A 14,898-nucleotide genomic window follows, 5' to 3' on the forward strand; every position below is an offset into this window, starting at 1 on the left:
ACTCGATCCGTGGGATTCGCCGTTCTGTGCGCGGCCTTGTTCAATCCATTAATTAGGAATTAACGTGGCGGAATATAGGAGCGGGGGGTGAGGGGGTCAACCCCTCTGCACGACCGGACAGTTGACGATCATGAGCCGCAGTCGACGGACCAGGAGGACACCATGAACGCCCCGCCCGCCACCGACCGCTTCGCGGGCCGCACCGCGATCGTGACCGGCGCCGCAGCAGGCATCGGCGCCGCCACCGCGCGCCGGCTCGCCGCGGAGGGCGCCGCCGTCGTGCTCGCCGACATCGACGAGCGGCACGGCGCGGAGGTCGCCGAGGAGATCCGCGGGGACGGCGGCCGGGCCGCGTTCGTGCGCGCCGACGTCACACGCGAGGAGGACTGGCAGGAGGCACTGGCGGCGGCGCACACCTTCGGCCCGGTCGGCGTCCTCGTCGGCAACGCCGTGCGGATCGAGGTCGCCCCGGCGCACGAGACGTCGCCCGAGTCCTGGAACCGACAGCTGTCCATCGGCCTCACCGCGGCCTTCCTCGGCGTCCGCACCTGCGTCGACGACCTGCGCGAGCACGAGGGCGCGGTCGTCCTCGTCTCCTCCGTGCACGCCCGGCACGGCATTCCGGGACACCCCGCGTACGCGGCGGCCAAGGGTGGACTGCTGTCCCTGAGCAGTCAGCTCGCCGTGGAGTACGGGCCGTGGGTGCGGGTCAACACGGTGCTGCCGGGCCCCATCCTGACCGGCGTGTGGGACCGGGTGCCCGAGGACGAGCGGGCCGCCAGCGTCGCCGCGACCGCCGCCCGCCGCTTCGGCAGGCCCGACGAGGTGGCATCCGCCATCGCCTTCCTCGCCTCGCCCGAGGCGTCCTACGTCACCGGGACCAGCCTCGTCGTCGACGGCGGCTGGAGCGTGGTGAAGTCCTCGGCGTGAACGTGTGCGGGAAACCGGGTGAACTCCCGGTTGCGCAGGGATACTTGACGGCCTGAGACGACGAGAGAACAGCAGGTGGGGGCATGGCGGGGTACGCGCGCCGCGGAGTGCACGGACAGACCGTGGAGACCATCGCGCACCGGGTGCTGAGCGGCCGGATCGGCGAGGGCGACACCCTCGACCTCGGCGCGCTCCAGGACGAACTCGGCGTCAGCCTCACCGCGCTGCGCGAGTCCCTGAAGGTGCTCGCGGCGAAGGGAATGGTCGACGCGCGGCAGAAACGCGGCACGTTCGTGCGGCCGCGCGCCGACTGGCATCTGCTCGACGCGGACGTGCTGCGCTGGCAGTTCGAGTCGGTCGACGGCGGACGTTCCGCGGGCGCGGGCAACCCGCTCCTCGGCGATCTGGACGAGGTGCGCGGCATCGTCGAACCGGCCGCCGTGCGGCTCGCCGCGCGCCGCCGCACCGACGAGGACCTGGCCGCGCTCGACGCCGCCCTCGAAGCGATGGGGCGGGAGGGCGAGGACGGCGCCGCGCACGCGGTCGAGGCGGACCTCGCCTTCCACGGGGCGCTGCTGCGGGCCTCCCACAACGAGCTGCTCGAACGGATGGAGATGGTGATCGCGGCGGGCCTCGCCCACCGCGACCGCCTCGTGCACGGCACCGGCCGCCACCCCAAGGACCCGGTGCCGAGCCACCGCGCCGTCCTGGACGCGGTGCGTGCGGGTGACCCGGATGCGGCGGAGTCGGCCATGCGGACGCTGCTGGCCCAGGCCGCGCGGGATCTTCAGTGGCTACGGGGGCGGCGCTGACGTCCCGGGGGCTCTAGTCGGCCGCACCGATCAGCGCGCGTAGCTCGGCGAGCTCGTTCTCGTCCAGGTCGACGAGCGGCGGCCTCACCGGACCCGCCGGGTGGCCCGTCGCCGTCATGCCCGCCTTGACGATGCTCACCGCGTACCCCGCCTTGCGGTTGCGGATCTCCGTGTACGGGAGGACGAAGTCCCGCAGGTGCTTGAGGACCGTGGCGTGGTCGCGGCCGCGCACGGCGGCGTAGAAGTCGAGGGCGAACTCCGGCAGGAAGTTGAAGATCGCCGACGAGTAGGTGGTGACGCCGAGTTCGAGGTACGGCAGGGCGTACGTCTCGGCCGTGGGCAGGCCGCCGATGTACGTGAGGCGGTCGCCGAGCTTGGTGTGGATGCGGGTCATGGCGTCGATGTCACCGACGCCGTCCTTGAAGCCGATCAGGTTCGGGCAGGAGTCGGCGACGCGGGCCAGGTTGTCGGCGGTGTACTTGGCGTTGGCCCGGCCGTAGACGATGACACCGAGGCCCGTCGACCGGCACACCGCCTCGACGTGCTCCGCGAGGCCGTCCTGCGAGGCCTCGGTGAGGTACGGCGGGAAGAGCAACAGGCCGTCGGCGCCCGCCCGTTCGGCCGCCCGCGCGTACTCGATCGCGGTGCGTGTGCCGTAGCCGGCGGGGGCGAGGATCGGCGTGCCGTCGGGCGCGGCCTGCACTGCGGCGGTCACCACCCGCTCCGTCTCCGCGGCGGTCAGCGAGAAGAACTCCCCGGTGCCACCCGCCGCGAACAGGCCGCCGACCTCGTACCGCGACAGGCGCTCGATGGTGGCGCGGTAGGCGGGCTCGTCGAACGCGAGCTCGTCGGCCGTGAAGTGGGTGACGGGGAACGACAGCAGGCCCGAGCCGATGCGGGCGCCGAGCTCTGCCGGGGTGAACGAGGACATGAGTGGTCTGCTCCTGCCAAAGGGTGGTGAGGTCGGTGGAGGGAGGGTGTGAGTGCGACATTACGAGGCGTCACTCATGCGCGTCCAACACTGTTTTTGCATCCAGTGATACCCGGCAGGTATTGGCGGAAGTGTCCGGGCATGACTCTGGCGCGGGCCCCGCGCTGTCCGTCAGCGGGGCCCGCGCCAGAGAGCGGGGGAGCGGTGGGGCGGGTTACGGGCGCTTGCCGACCTCGTGCGTGGCGACGGTCCAGGCGCGGGCCTGCTCGCTCATCGTGATGCCGAGGCCGGGCCGCGAGGAGACGTGCATGCGGCCCCCGCTGATCTCGATGCGCTCGTTGAACAGCGGCTCCAGCCAGTCGAAGTGCTCGACCCACGGCTCGATCGGGTACGCCGCCGCGAGGTGCAGGTGGATCTCCATCGCGAAGTGCGGGGCCAGCTGGAGGTTGTGGTGCTCGGCGAGCGTGGCCAGCTTGAGGAACTGGGTGATGCCGCCGATGCGCGGGGCGTCCGGCTGGATGATGTCGCAGGCGTTCGCCTTGATCAGCTCGACGTGCTCGACGACCGAGGCCAGCATCTCGCCGGTGGCGACGGGGGTGTCGAGGGAGGCGGCGAGCGCGGCGTGGCCCTGCGCGTCGTAGGCGTCGAGGGGCTCCTCGATCCAGACGAGGTCGAACTCCTCCATGGCCCGGCCCATCCGCTGGGCGGTCGGCCGGTCCCACTGCTGGTTGGCGTCGACCATCAGCGGCACGTCGTCGCCGATGTGCTCGCGGACCGCGGTCAGGCGGGCGAGGTCGGCCTTGCGGTCCGGGTTGCCGACCTTGATCTTGATGCCGCCGATGCCGCTGGCCAGGGAGGCGGAGGCGTTCTCCAGGACCTGGTCGGTGGGCGTGTGCAGGAAGCCGCCCGAGGTGTTGTAGCACTGGACCGAGTCGCGGTGGGCGCCGAGCAGCTTGGCCAGCGGAAGCCCGGCCCGCTTGGCCTTCAGGTCCCACAGGGCGATGTCGATCGCGGCGATGGCCTGCGTGGCGACGCCGCTGCGGCCGACCGACGCGCCCGCCCACACCAGCTTCGTCCAGAGCCGGCCGATGTCGCTGGGGTCCTCGCCGATCAGGTTGTCGGCGATCTCCTTCGCGTGGGCGAACTGGGCGGGGCCGCCGGCCCGCTTCGAGTAGCCGAAACCGACGCCCGAGTGGCCCTGCGTCGTCTCGACCTCCACGAACAGGAACGCGACCTCGGTCATCGGCTTCTGCCGGCCCGTGAGCACCTTGGCGTCGCTGATCGGCGTCGCGAGGGGCAGCGTGACGGACGAGAGCCTGATCCAGGCGATGGTGTCGAGGGTCGCCTCGCCCTGGCGGAAGGCGGCTGAACTGGCTGCGGACATGCTGGTCACCACTGCGAATCCCTGGGGGTGTGTGCCGTTGGTTCCCGTTGACGCTATGGTCGGCGATTGATCCACGTCAAACATAGTTTTTGGATGATCCAATACCTGGAGGGCATCGTTGTTCACGCTTGCGCAGCTGGCGAGCTTCGTGGCCGTCGCGGAGGAACTGCACTTCACGCGGGCCGCGGAACGGCTGCGGATGACCCAGCCTCCGCTCAGCAGGCAGATCCAGCTCCTGGAGCACGAGCTGGACGTCCAGCTGCTCGACCGCACCAACCGGACGGTGCGGCTCACGCCGGCGGGCCGTGCGTTCCTCAATGAGGCGCGGACCATCCTGCGGCAGGCCGAGGCGGCGGCGCTCGCGGCGCGGCAGGTGTCCACGGGGGAGGCGGGGGCGATCGCGGTCGGGTTCACGGCGGCGAGCGCGTACTCGGCGCTGGGGCCGCTGCTCGACGTCGCGCGGACGTCGATGCCGGGGACGGAGATCGTGCTGCGGGAGAAGGTGACGCGGGATCAGCTGGAGGCGATCACCGAGGGGTCGCTCGACCTCGGGATGATCCGGCCGTCCAGCACGGGGCCCGATCTGGAGACGCGCTCGACGAGCCGGGAGGGGCTGCTGGCCGCGGTGCCGAGCGGGCATCCGCTGGCGGTGGGGGACGGGGCGTTGCCGATGGGGGAGTTCGACGGGCAGGACGTGCTCATGTACTCGCCGATCGAGGCGCGGTACTTCCACGAGCTGCTGGTCAGCATCTTCCGGGAGGCGCGGGTGCGGCCGAGGTTCACGCAGTATCTGAGCCAGGTGCACAGTCTGCTGGCGATGGTGCATGCGGGGTGGGGGATCGCGTTCGTGCCGGAGTCGGCGGCGCAGATGCGGTTCCCGGGGATCGCGTTCCGTCCGTTGCAGTTGTCCGACGCGACGCCGGTCGAGCTCCACCTGGTCTGGCGCAAGGCCAACGACAACCCTGCGCTCCACGCCCTGCTCCGCCTCCTGTAACGGTCCCGGTCGCGGTAGTCCGCCCTACGCCTCGGGGCTCCGCCCCGGACCCCGCGCCTCAAACGCCCGCGGGGCTGTCATGCGGCACCGGCGTTGCACCCTTGGGGCTCCGCCCCAAACCCCGCTGCTCAATCGCCGCAGGGGCTTGATTTACCCGGCTGCACCGCCCTTGCCGGTCGTCCGTCCTCACGCCTCGGGGCTCCGCCCCAAACCCCGCTGCTCAAGCGCCGCAGGGGCTTGATTTGTTCACCTGCACCGGTGGTCCCCGGTGCCGCGCGAGTGGGGCTGGGTGTCACTAAGGTCGGGCGTGGAAGAGCTCGACGTTCGAAGGAGGAAGACGTGTCCAAGCCGCCGTTGTCCGCCGACGCCGTTGCCATGTTGGAGCGGGCGAATCCGGCCACCGTTGCCACGCTCAGGGCCGACGGGGCGCCCGTCTCCACCGCCACCTGGTACCTCTGGGACGACGGTCGCGTGCTGCTGAACATGGACGAGGGGCGCGTGCGCCTCGGTCATCTGCGGCGCGACCCCCGGCTCACCCTCACCGTGCTCGACAAGGACAACTGGTACACCCACATCACGCTCATCGGCCGCGTCGTCGAGTTCCGGGAGGACAAGGGGCTCGTGGACATCGACCGGCTGTCGCAGCAGTACACCGGCCGGCCGTACCCCGACCGGGAGCGCGGGCGCGTGACCGCCGTCATGGAGGTCGAGCGGTGGCACGGGTGGGGGGAGTTCCGGGACAGTGAGCAGGCCAGTACGTAGGGCGGTGCGATCCGCTGTTACGGGACCCGCGCAGTCCACTCGTCCGTGCCGAACTTCGTCGCGACCAGGTCCTGCGCGCGGGACAGCTCCTCCGGGGTGACCTTGTCCTCCGTCAGGCCGTAGCGCGCGCGGAACGAGTCGATCATGCGCGTGATGACCTCCTCGCGCGGGAGGCCGGTCTGGCGGCGCAGCGGGTCGACGCGCTTCTTCGCGCTCTTCGTGCCCTTGTCGGACAGCTTCTCCTTGCCGATGCGCAGCACGTCGACCATCTTGTCGGCGTCGATGTCGTACGACATCGTCACGTGGTGCAGCACCGCGCCCTGCCCGGCCGCGACCCGCTTCTGCGCGGCTCCGGCCACCTTGCCGACGTCGGTGGCGATGTCGTTCAGCGGCTGGTACCACGCCTTGATGCCCATGTCGGAGAGCGCGCCGAGCACCCAGTCGTCGAGGTAGGCGTAGGAGTCCTGGAAGGAGAGGCCCGAGACCAGGGACTCGGGCACCGCGAGGGAGTACGTGATCGTGGACGTGGGCTCGGCGAACATCGCGCCGCCACCCGAGATCCGGCGGACCACCGTGACGCCGTGCCGCTCCACGCCCTCGGGGTCGACCTCGTTGCGCAGCGACTGGAAGCTGCCGATGATCACGGCGGGGCGGTCCCACTCCCACACCCGCAGCGTCGGCGGTCGCTTGCCGAGCGCGACCTGCTCCACCATCACCTCGTCGAGCGCCATGTGCAGGACGGGGGACTGGGGCGCGTCGTGGATGAGCTGCCAGTCGTAGTCCCGCCAGTCCGTGGCCTGGGCCAGGGCGCGGCGCACCGCCGTGGCGACACCCTCGGTCGTCAGGCCGAGCATGGTCGTGCCGGGTGGCAGCGCGGCGTCGATCCGCGCGGCGAGGGCGGCCGTGTCGGCGTCGGCCGGGGCGCCCTCGAGCGCGCCGTTGATCGAGAGGAGCGCGTCGTCGGGTTCGAGGAAGAAGTCGCCCGCGACCCGGACGTTCCGCAGCACCCCGCCCACCTCGTCCACGTCGACGACGACGAGCTTGCCGCCGGGGATCTTGTACTCGCCGTGCACGCTGTGCCGCCTTCCACCAGGTTGTCCGTCCTCGCGGACAACGCTAACCGGAGTCCGGACATTCCGGGTTCCGCGGACGGCCCCGCGGCCGGCACCCATCTCTATTGACACTTCGTCAGATCTCCCGCATCGTCGCCCCGCATCCCCACCGGTCCACCGACCCACCGGAGGAGCGCGGCCATGGACCTCGACGTGCTGTACGAGATCGACGTACCGAAGCCCTGGCAGGGCGCCCACCCGCACGGGCAGCGCGCCGCCGAGCAGCAGGCGTACCGGGAGGCCGTCGAGCAGATCCGGCTCGCCGACCGGATGGGCTTCCGCACGGTGTGGGCGGTGGAGCACCACTTCCGCGAGGGCCGCTCGCACTGCCCCGCGCCGGAGGTGCTGCTCGGCCATCTGGCGGCGCTGACCGAACGCATCCGGCTCGGCTTCGGCGTCACCCTCACCCCGTTCGGCTTCACACCACCGCCCCGTATCGCGGAGAAGGTGGCCACCGTCGACGTGCTCTCGGACGGACGCGTGGAGTGGGGGACCGGCCGGTCGACCCCGATGGAGCAGACCGCGTTCGGCGTCGACCGGGAGCAGTCGCGGGCCGACTGGCGCGAGGCCGTCGAGATCGTCACCGGCATGTGGCGCGAGGAGTACTTCCAGTACGAGTCCGAGCGGTACCGCTTCCCGCGCCGCATGGTGACCCCGAAGCCCGTGCAGGACCCGCACCCGCCGTGCTGGATGGCCGCCACATCGGCCGGTTCCGCGGAGGTCGCGGGCGCCTCGGGGCTCGGGCTCCTGTCGTTCTCGATCATGCAGCCGCTGGAGGCGATGGGCCGGCAGGTCGCCGCGTACCGGGAGGCGGCCCGTACCGCGCGGCCGATCACGGACGTCACCACGGACAGGGTCGCCGCCTACACCCTCGTGCACGCCACCGACCGCCCCTCGCGCCGCGTGTGGGGCTCGGTCGCCTGGTGGTACCGCAACCTCGCCCAGTTCACCCTCGACTGGGAGCTGCCGCACCTGTCCGCGGAGGAGCGCGACCGGACGTTTCCGCTGCTCGATCCGATCATCGAGGGGAACGTCCCCGTCGCCGACTTCGACGCGGGCGACATGATCCTCATCGGTGACGCCGACACCATCGTCCGCAAGGCCAAGCGGTACGCGGACCTCGGCATCGACCAGCTCATCTGCTACGTCCAGTGGGGGTACCTGGAGCACCAGGAGATCCTGCGCACGATCGAGATCCTCGGGAAGGAAGTCATCCCCGAACTGGCCAGGTACCAGCCGCGACCGGGCGCCTCGTCGTGACCGAGCCGCTGGACGACAGCCCGGTTCCCGACTACGCCGCCCTGCACCGCCTCGACGGCCGCCTCTTCGTCCTCCTCGGCGCGGGCAACGGCATCGGACGGCAGGCCGCCCACGCGCTCACCTCGGTCGGCGCGCGCGTCGTGTGCGTGGACATCGACCGGGCGCGGGCGGAGGCGGTCGCGGGGGAGGTGGGCGGCGTCGCGTACGTCGCCGACGTCACGCGGCGGCAGGACGTGCGGGAGCTTTTCGCGTACGCAGAGCGGGAGTTGGGGGCGGTCGGCGGTGTCGTCGACATCGTCGGGCTCGCCCGGTACGCGGCCCTCGACGCGCTCGACGACGACGCGTGGCAGTGGCACTTCGACCTGGTGCTCCGGCACGCCTGGCTCGCCGTTCAGTACGGCGGGGCCGCCCTCGCGGCGGCCGGCGGCGGCCCGCTGGTGTTCGTGGCCTCCGTCTCCGGGCTCACGGCCGCCCCGCTGCACGGCGCGTACGGAGCTGCCAAGGCGGGCCTGATGTCGCTCGTGCGCACGGCCGCCGTCGAGTACGGGCCGCGCGGCGTGCGGGTCAACGCGGTGGCGCCCGGCGTCGTGTGGACGCCGCGCGTCGCCGGGCTGCTCGGCGAGCAGGGGCGTGCGGCCAACGCGGCGAACGCCCCGCTCGGCCGCGTCGCAGAGCCCGCCGACATCGCCGCCGCCCTGCTCTTCCTCGCCTCGCCGCTCTCCTCGTACGTCACCGGCCGGACGCTCGTCGTGGACGGCGGGGTCGGCGTGAAGTTCCCGTATCCGACGATCGGCGACACCTGAGAATTCCGTAAGGCTATTGACGAAACCCCGCACGAACCCACAAGAATCTGTTCGCTCACGTTCGTTTGTGGCGCGTCCTGTTGGCTTCGAGGGGATTTCCGCATGTCCGCTGGTCGTAGATCCGTCAGCCGTCGATCCGTCCTGGCCGCGAGCGCGGCCGTCCCCGTCGTGGGAGCGCTCTCCGCGCCCGCGGCCCGCGCCGCCGAAGGCCGTACGGGCGGGGTCGGGCGCCGCACCGTCGAACTCGCCGACGGCTGGCGCTTCGCGCTGGTCAGCCCCGACGGCATCACCGACCCCACCGGTGCCTACGCCGACGCCGAGCGCCCCGACTACGACGACACGAAATGGCGCAAGGTCGCCGTCCCGCACGACTGGTCCATCGAGCAGACCCCCACCACCGACCACAACACGACGAGCGGCACCGGCTTCCTGCCCGGCGGACTCGGCTGGTACCGCAAGACGTTCACCGTGCCGAAGACGTACGCGGGCAAGCGGATCTCCGTCGAGTTCGACGGCGTCTACATGGACGCCAACGTGTATGTGAACGGCGAGCTCGTCACCCACCACCCGTACGGCTACACGGGGTTCGCCCACGACATCACCGAGCTGCTGCACGTCGACGGCGCCACCGCGAATCTGCTCGCCGTCGAGGTCCGCAACCGGCTGCCCAGCAGCCGCTGGTACTCGGGCAGCGGCATCTACCGCCACGCCCGCCTCGTCGTCACCGAACCCGTGCACGTCGAGCGCTGGGGCACCTTCGTCACCACGCCCGACCTCGCGGACACCCTGAAGAAGGGCTACGCCACCGTCGACGTGCGCACCACCGTGGCGAACGCCTCCGGTACCGCGCGCGATGTCACCGTCCTCTCCACGGTCCGCGACGCCAAGGGTCGCCGCGTGGCCCGCACCGAGTCGACCCTCGCGGGCGTGGGCGAGGACGGTGCCACCGATCACGTGCAACTGCGGATCGAAAGACCCGAGTTGTGGTCCGTCGAGACGCCGGGCAACCGCTACACCCTCGTCACGGACCTGCGCGTCGAAGGCCGCACCGTCGACACGTACCGCACCCGCTTCGGCCTCCGGCACGCCACCTTCGACCCCGACAACGGCTTCTCGCTCAACGGCACGCACACCAAGATCAAGGGTGTCGACCTGCACCACGACCTCGGCGCGCTCGGCGCCGCCGTGCACCCCGACGCCGTGCGCCGCCAGCTCACCATCATGAAGTCGATGGGCGTCAACGCCCTGCGCACCTCGCACAATCCGCCCGCCCCCGAGGTGATCGAGGCCTGCGAGGACCTCGGCCTCATCATGCTCGTCGAGGCCTTCGACTGCTGGCGCACCGGCAAGAACACCTACGACTACGGCCGCTTCTTCGACGAGCACTCCGACGCCGACATCGCCGAGATGGTGCGCGCCGCCCGCAACTCCCCGGCCGTCCTCATGTGGTCCATCGGCAACGAGATCCCCGACTCCACCCGCACCGAGGGCATCGCCATGGCCGAACGCCTCGTCGCGGACATCAAGGAACTCGACGGCACCCGCCCGATCGTCATCGGCTCCGACAAGTACCGCTCGCTGCCCGCCGTCGGCTCGCCCGCCGACAGGATCGTCGCGGGCCTCGACGGCCTCGGCCTCAACTACAACACCGCGGCCTCTGTCGACGCCCTGCACAAGCGCTACCCGCACCTGTTCCTCTTCGAGTCCGAGTCCTCGTCCGAGACGTCGAGCCGCGGCACGTACCAGGAGCCCGAGCACCTCAACACCGGCGAGAACCACACACCCGGCAGGCGCGCCACCTCCTCGTACGACAACAACCTCGCCTCGTGGACCATGAGCGGCGAGTACGGCCTGAAGAAGGACCGTGACCGGCGGTTCTTCGCCGGAGAGTTCCTGTGGTCGGGCATCGACTACATCGGCGAGCCCACCCCGTACGACGTGTTCCCGGTGAAGGCATCGTTCTTCGGCGCGGTCGACACGGCCGGCTTCCCGAAGGACATGTACCACCTCTTCCGCAGCCAGTGGACCGACGAGCCGATGGTGCACCTGCTGCCGATGGACTGGACGACGCACGAGGACGGCGACGAGGTGGAGGTGTGGGCGTACGCGAACGTGGCCGAGGTCGAGCTGTACCTCAACGGCCGTTCCCTGGGCGTGCGTTCCTTCGACGAGAAGAAGACCGTCGACGGCCGCCCGTACCTGGAGACCACGGAGGCCACCCACGACGACAAGACGGTGACCTCCGGCCCTTACCCCGGCAGTTACACCTCGCCGAACGGCAGCGCGGGCAAACTGCACCTGACGTGGAAGGTGCCGTTCAGGGCCGGTGAGCTGAAGGCCGTCGCGCGGCGCGGCGGGAAGACCGTGGCGACCGATGTGCTGCGCACGGCCGGGGCCCCGCACGCGGTGCGGCTGACGGCGGACCGGAGGCCGGTGGCGGCGGACGGGCGGGCGCTGGCCTTCGTCACGGCGGAGGTCGTCGACGCGAAGGGCGTCGTCGTGCCCGATGCCGCAAGGCTCCTCGAATTCGACGTCAGGGGCGGACACTTGGCGGGCGTCGACAACGGCCAGCAGGAGTCCGCCGAGCGCTACCAGGCGAGCACCCGCACCACGTTCCGCGGGCTCGCGCTCGCGATCGTGCGCGCCGGGACCGAGCCCGGCACCCTCACCGTCACCGCGCGCGCCGACGGGTTGAAGCAGGGCAAGGCGACACTGCGGGTCACCGGACCTGCGGGGGAGCAGGTCACCCCCGTCGAGCCCTTCGCGCCCGACCCGGGCCCCGGCACGCCCACGTACCCGCGCGCCGATGCCAGTTACTCGGGCGCCCCGAACACCCTCCCCGCCGCGATGCTCGACGGCGACCCGAAGACCCAGTGGTCCAACGCGTTCAGCAAGGCCGCCACCGCCCTGCTGCCCGCCTTCGACGGGGCCCGCCCCGCCGACTGGGTCTCCGTGACCTGGGCCGAGCCGCGTCAGGTCGGCCGCGTCGAGGTCTCCTTCACCGTCGACGCCACCCACGCACTGCCTGCCGCGATCGAGGTGGCGGTCGGGGACGGCGACACGTACACCGTCGTCGACGACGCCGACATCGCCTGGGCGGAGGGCTCGGGCGAGCCCACCGTGATCACCTTCGACGCGGTACGGGGCAGGTCCCTGCGGCTGCGGATGACCAGCCGCGAGCCGGGGAGGGCGAGCGGCGGCATCGGCATCTCCGCCCTGGACGTGGCCGGGTCCTGACCTTCGGTCGGCCGCCGGACCCGGCCGAAGGTCAACAAGCGGCATACAACCGTGGCTTGACCTGCCCACGAACCGTCGGCATGTTCTACGGTTTCCGGAAGACGCCCGGAGGTTTTTCGGATCCGGACGGACATGTCGACGGAGGTGGGGAACGTGGCCGGTGAAGCGCCTGAGCGCAAGGCAGCCACACGGAGCCCGGACGGGCCGGCCAAGGTGACGATCACCGAGATCGCGCGGGAGGCCGGCGTGTCCGTGCCGACGGTCTCGCGGGTCGTCAACGGCCGCTCGGACGTCTCGCCCGGCACCCGGGCCCGCGTCGAGGACCTGCTGCACCGCCACGGTTACCAGCGCAGGACCCCGCCGCCGGGGGACCGCGCGGCCCTGCTCGACCTCGTCTTCAACGACCTCGACAGCCCCTGGGCCGTCGAGATCATCCGGGGGGTCGAGGAGGCCGCGCACGAGGCGGGCGTGGGCACCGTGGTGTCGGCCATCCACGACCGGGCGGGCGACGCCCGGGAGTGGATGACCAATCTGCGGGCGCGCGCGTCCGACGGCGTGATCCTCGTGACGTCCGTGATCGAACCGGGGCTCAGGGACGAGCTGCGGCGGCTGCGCGTGCCGCTGGTGGTGATCGACCCGGCCGGTTCGCCGGTGACGGACGCGCCGACCGTCGGCGCCACCAACTGGGCGGGCGGCATGTCAGCCACTGAGCACCTGCTGGAGCTCGGGCACCGGCGCATCGGATTCATCGCGGGCCCGCCGCGGCTGCTGTGCTCGCGGGCCCGGCTCGACGGCTACCGTGCGGCCCTGGACGTCGCGGGCGTGCCCGTCGAGGACGAGCTGATCGTGCCGGGCGACTTCTACCACGCGTCCGGGTTCACCGGCTGCGACCATCTGCTCGACCTCGACGAACCACCCACCGCGATCTTCGCGTCCAGCGACCAGATGGCGCTGGGCGCGATCGAGGCGCTGCGGCGGCGCGGGCTCCGCGTGCCCGAGGATCTCAGCGTCGTCGGTTTCGACGACCTTCCGGAAGTTCGCTGGTCGGCGCCGCCGCTCACCACCGTCCGCCAACCGCTCTCCGACATGGGCAAGTTGGCGGCCCGTACCGTGCTCGACCTGGCACGATCCGTCGAACCCGCGGCGCCGCGCGTCGATCTCGCGACGGAACTCGTCGTGCGGGCCAGCACGGCCGCGCCCCGGAGCGCGTAACTCCGCTACGGCGATCCCCAAGGGCGTCAACGGCCTTTTTTGTTAAGGGCGTTGACGCCCTTGTTCTGTGCCCGTAACTTCCCAGGCCATCTACCGATAGTTTTCGGATTCCTTCCGGAAGGTGCGCCATGCCTGTGTTCGACCGAGCCGCGTCCTCGTCCGCCCTCGCCGCGGCCCTGTCCCGCAGACGGTTCCTGGGAACCGCCTCCGCCGTGGGACTCGGGGCCGCCGGCCTCTCCGCCTGTTCGGACTCCGACTCCGGAGCCACCGACAGCAAGGGCCGCACGGTCGTCGAGTGGTGGAACATCCAGACCACGGAGCCGTCGAAGACCGTCTGGCCCGAGCGGGCCAAGGCGTTCGAGGCCGAGCACCCCGACGTGCACATCAAGCTCGTCACGCTGGAGAACGACGCGTACAAGTCGAAGATGACCGCGCTGACCAGCTCGGGGAAGCTGCCGGACATCTACCACACCTGGGGCGGCGGGGTCCTGAAGCAGCAGATCGACGCGGGCCTCGTCGAGGACCTCACCGACGCCATCCAGCCGCTGTCCGACACCTTCGTGGGCGTGGCCCCCGACCCCTACACGTTCGACGGCAAGATGTACGCGATGCCGATGGAGATCGGCGGCGTCGGCTTCTGGTACAACAAGGCGCACTTCAAGAAGGCCGGCGTCACCAGCCCGCCCGCCACCTGGAGCGACTACCTCGACGCAGTCAAGAAGCTGAAGAGCGCCGGGATCACGCCCATCGCCCTCGCGGGCAAGGAGAAGTGGCCCGGCATGTACTACTGGGCCTACCTGGCGATGCGCATCGCCGGCGTCGACGGCATGCAGAAGGCCGCCGACGCCAAGGACTTCACCGGCGACGACTTCGTCAAGGCCGGTGAGCGCCTCAAGGAACTCGTCGCGCTGAAGCCGTTCCAGAAGGGCTTCCTCGGCGCCGCGTACTCCACGCCCAACGGCGAGGCCGCCACCATGGGCAACGGCAAGGCCGCGATGGAGCTGATGGGCCAGTGGGCGCCGGTCGTGCAGGCCGACGCCGGCAAGGGCGTCGGCAAGGACCTCGGCTTCTTCACGTTCCCCACGGTCGCGGGCGGCAAGGGCGAGGGCGCCGACATCTTCGGCGGAGGCGGCGGCTACGCCGTGCGCAAGGGGGCGCCCAAGGCGGCCGTCGACTTCCTGAAGTTCTTCATGTCGCCCGCGTCCGACAAGATCCTGGTCGAGAAGGCCAATCTGATGCCGGCCCTCAAGCCCGCCATCGGCTCCCTCACCGACCCCAACCTCAAGCTCGTCTCCGCCGCCCTGGACAAGGCGACCGGATTCCAGCTCTACCTCGACCAGGCCTACCCGCCCGCGCTCGGCCAGGAGATCAACGACGCGGTCGCCGCCCTCATCGCGGGCGCCAAGTCGCCCGAGCAGGTCGCCCGTTCCATCACCCAGGTCGCCAAGAGCCAGTAAGCCA

The 14,898-nt window shown here is 71.1% G+C and carries 12 protein-coding genes; 9 read left to right on the forward strand and 3 right to left on the reverse strand.

What is annotated here, in order from left to right; translation table 11 throughout:
* Positions 1–162: 162 nt before the first annotated feature.
* The gene (locus tag ACTWJ8_RS31235) at positions 163–930 is read left to right on the forward strand and encodes an SDR family NAD(P)-dependent oxidoreductase (protein WP_356373802.1); all 768 of its coding nucleotides are present in this window, start codon (positions 163–165) and stop codon (positions 928–930) included.
* An 83-nt stretch (positions 931–1,013) separates the two neighbouring features.
* Positions 1,014–1,742, forward strand: a complete 729-nt coding sequence (locus ACTWJ8_RS31240) for a FadR/GntR family transcriptional regulator (RefSeq protein ID WP_356373801.1) — start codon at positions 1,014–1,016, stop codon at positions 1,740–1,742.
* A gap of 13 nt (positions 1,743–1,755) precedes the next feature.
* On the opposite strand, the gene kdgD is transcribed toward ACTWJ8_RS31240, so the two are convergent.
* Positions 1,756–2,673 (reverse strand): 5-dehydro-4-deoxyglucarate dehydratase, encoded by a 918-nt coding sequence (gene kdgD, locus ACTWJ8_RS31245; protein WP_443260929.1) that lies wholly within the window; start codon positions 2,671–2,673, stop codon positions 1,756–1,758.
* A gap of 214 nt (positions 2,674–2,887) precedes the next feature.
* Positions 2,888–4,057 carry an L-talarate/galactarate dehydratase gene (locus ACTWJ8_RS31250; RefSeq protein ID WP_443260930.1) on the reverse strand — a complete coding sequence of 390 codons (1,170 nt, stop codon included), beginning with the start codon at positions 4,055–4,057 and terminating at the stop codon, positions 2,888–2,890.
* A gap of 118 nt (positions 4,058–4,175) precedes the next feature.
* Between ACTWJ8_RS31250 and ACTWJ8_RS31255 the strand changes: the two genes are divergently transcribed.
* Complete coding sequence (locus ACTWJ8_RS31255; RefSeq protein ID WP_443260931.1) at positions 4,176–5,051, forward strand: LysR substrate-binding domain-containing protein; 876 nt, start codon at positions 4,176–4,178, stop codon at positions 5,049–5,051.
* A gap of 339 nt (positions 5,052–5,390) precedes the next feature.
* Complete coding sequence (locus ACTWJ8_RS31260; protein WP_356373797.1) at positions 5,391–5,813, forward strand: PPOX class F420-dependent oxidoreductase; 423 nt, start codon at positions 5,391–5,393, stop codon at positions 5,811–5,813.
* Positions 5,814–5,830: 17 nt separating this feature from the next.
* On the opposite strand, the gene ACTWJ8_RS31265 is transcribed toward ACTWJ8_RS31260, so the two are convergent.
* Complete coding sequence (locus ACTWJ8_RS31265) at positions 5,831–6,886, reverse strand: lipoate--protein ligase family protein (protein WP_356373796.1); 1,056 nt, start codon at positions 6,884–6,886, stop codon at positions 5,831–5,833.
* A 180-nt stretch (positions 6,887–7,066) separates the two neighbouring features.
* Here ACTWJ8_RS31265 and ACTWJ8_RS31270 point away from each other — a divergent pair, with 180 nt between their 5' ends.
* From ACTWJ8_RS31270 to ACTWJ8_RS31290, 5 genes are all read left to right on the forward strand, one after another.
* A complete protein-coding gene (locus ACTWJ8_RS31270; protein ID WP_443260932.1) occupies positions 7,067–8,185 on the forward strand; it encodes an LLM class flavin-dependent oxidoreductase in 1,119 nt (372 codons plus the stop codon).
* Positions 8,182–8,988, forward strand: coding sequence for an SDR family NAD(P)-dependent oxidoreductase (locus ACTWJ8_RS31275; protein WP_443260933.1), 807 nt, complete (start codon positions 8,182–8,184; stop codon positions 8,986–8,988). Before ACTWJ8_RS31270 ends, ACTWJ8_RS31275 begins: the two co-directional genes overlap by 4 nt.
* A gap of 102 nt (positions 8,989–9,090) precedes the next feature.
* Positions 9,091–12,225, forward strand: coding sequence for a glycoside hydrolase family 2 TIM barrel-domain containing protein (locus tag ACTWJ8_RS31280; protein WP_443260934.1), 3,135 nt, complete (start codon positions 9,091–9,093; stop codon positions 12,223–12,225).
* 153 nt (positions 12,226–12,378) lie between these two features.
* Complete coding sequence (locus tag ACTWJ8_RS31285; protein WP_356373792.1) at positions 12,379–13,437, forward strand: LacI family DNA-binding transcriptional regulator; 1,059 nt, start codon at positions 12,379–12,381, stop codon at positions 13,435–13,437.
* A gap of 128 nt (positions 13,438–13,565) precedes the next feature.
* Positions 13,566–14,894 carry an extracellular solute-binding protein gene (locus ACTWJ8_RS31290; RefSeq protein WP_356373791.1) on the forward strand — a complete coding sequence of 443 codons (1,329 nt, stop codon included), beginning with the start codon at positions 13,566–13,568 and terminating at the stop codon, positions 14,892–14,894.
* The last annotated feature ends 4 nt before the right edge of the window (positions 14,895–14,898 follow it).

It is taken from the genome of Streptomyces sp. SDT5-1 (genome assembly GCF_052245995.1).
Lineage (GTDB): Bacteria > Actinomycetota > Actinomycetes > Streptomycetales > Streptomycetaceae > Streptomyces.

Bases quoted from the DNA above. Each gene is read 5' to 3' on its own strand.
- ACTWJ8_RS31250 (WP_443260930.1), bottom strand. From the start codon at position 4,057: ATGTCCGCAGCCAGTTCAGCCGCCTTCCGCCAGGGCGAGGCGACCCTC.
- ACTWJ8_RS31235 (WP_356373802.1), top strand. From the start codon at position 163: ATGAACGCCCCGCCCGCCACCGACCGCTTCGCGGGCCGCACCGCGATC.
- ACTWJ8_RS31270 (WP_443260932.1), top strand. From the start codon at position 7,067: ATGGACCTCGACGTGCTGTACGAGATCGACGTACCGAAGCCCTGGCAG.
- kdgD (WP_443260929.1), bottom strand. From the start codon at position 2,673: ATGTCCTCGTTCACCCCGGCAGAGCTCGGCGCCCGCATCGGCTCGGGC.
- ACTWJ8_RS31280 (WP_443260934.1), top strand. From the start codon at position 9,091: ATGTCCGCTGGTCGTAGATCCGTCAGCCGTCGATCCGTCCTGGCCGCG.
- ACTWJ8_RS31240 (WP_356373801.1), top strand. From the start codon at position 1,014: ATGGCGGGGTACGCGCGCCGCGGAGTGCACGGACAGACCGTGGAGACC.
- ACTWJ8_RS31290 (WP_356373791.1), top strand. From the start codon at position 13,566: ATGCCTGTGTTCGACCGAGCCGCGTCCTCGTCCGCCCTCGCCGCGGCC.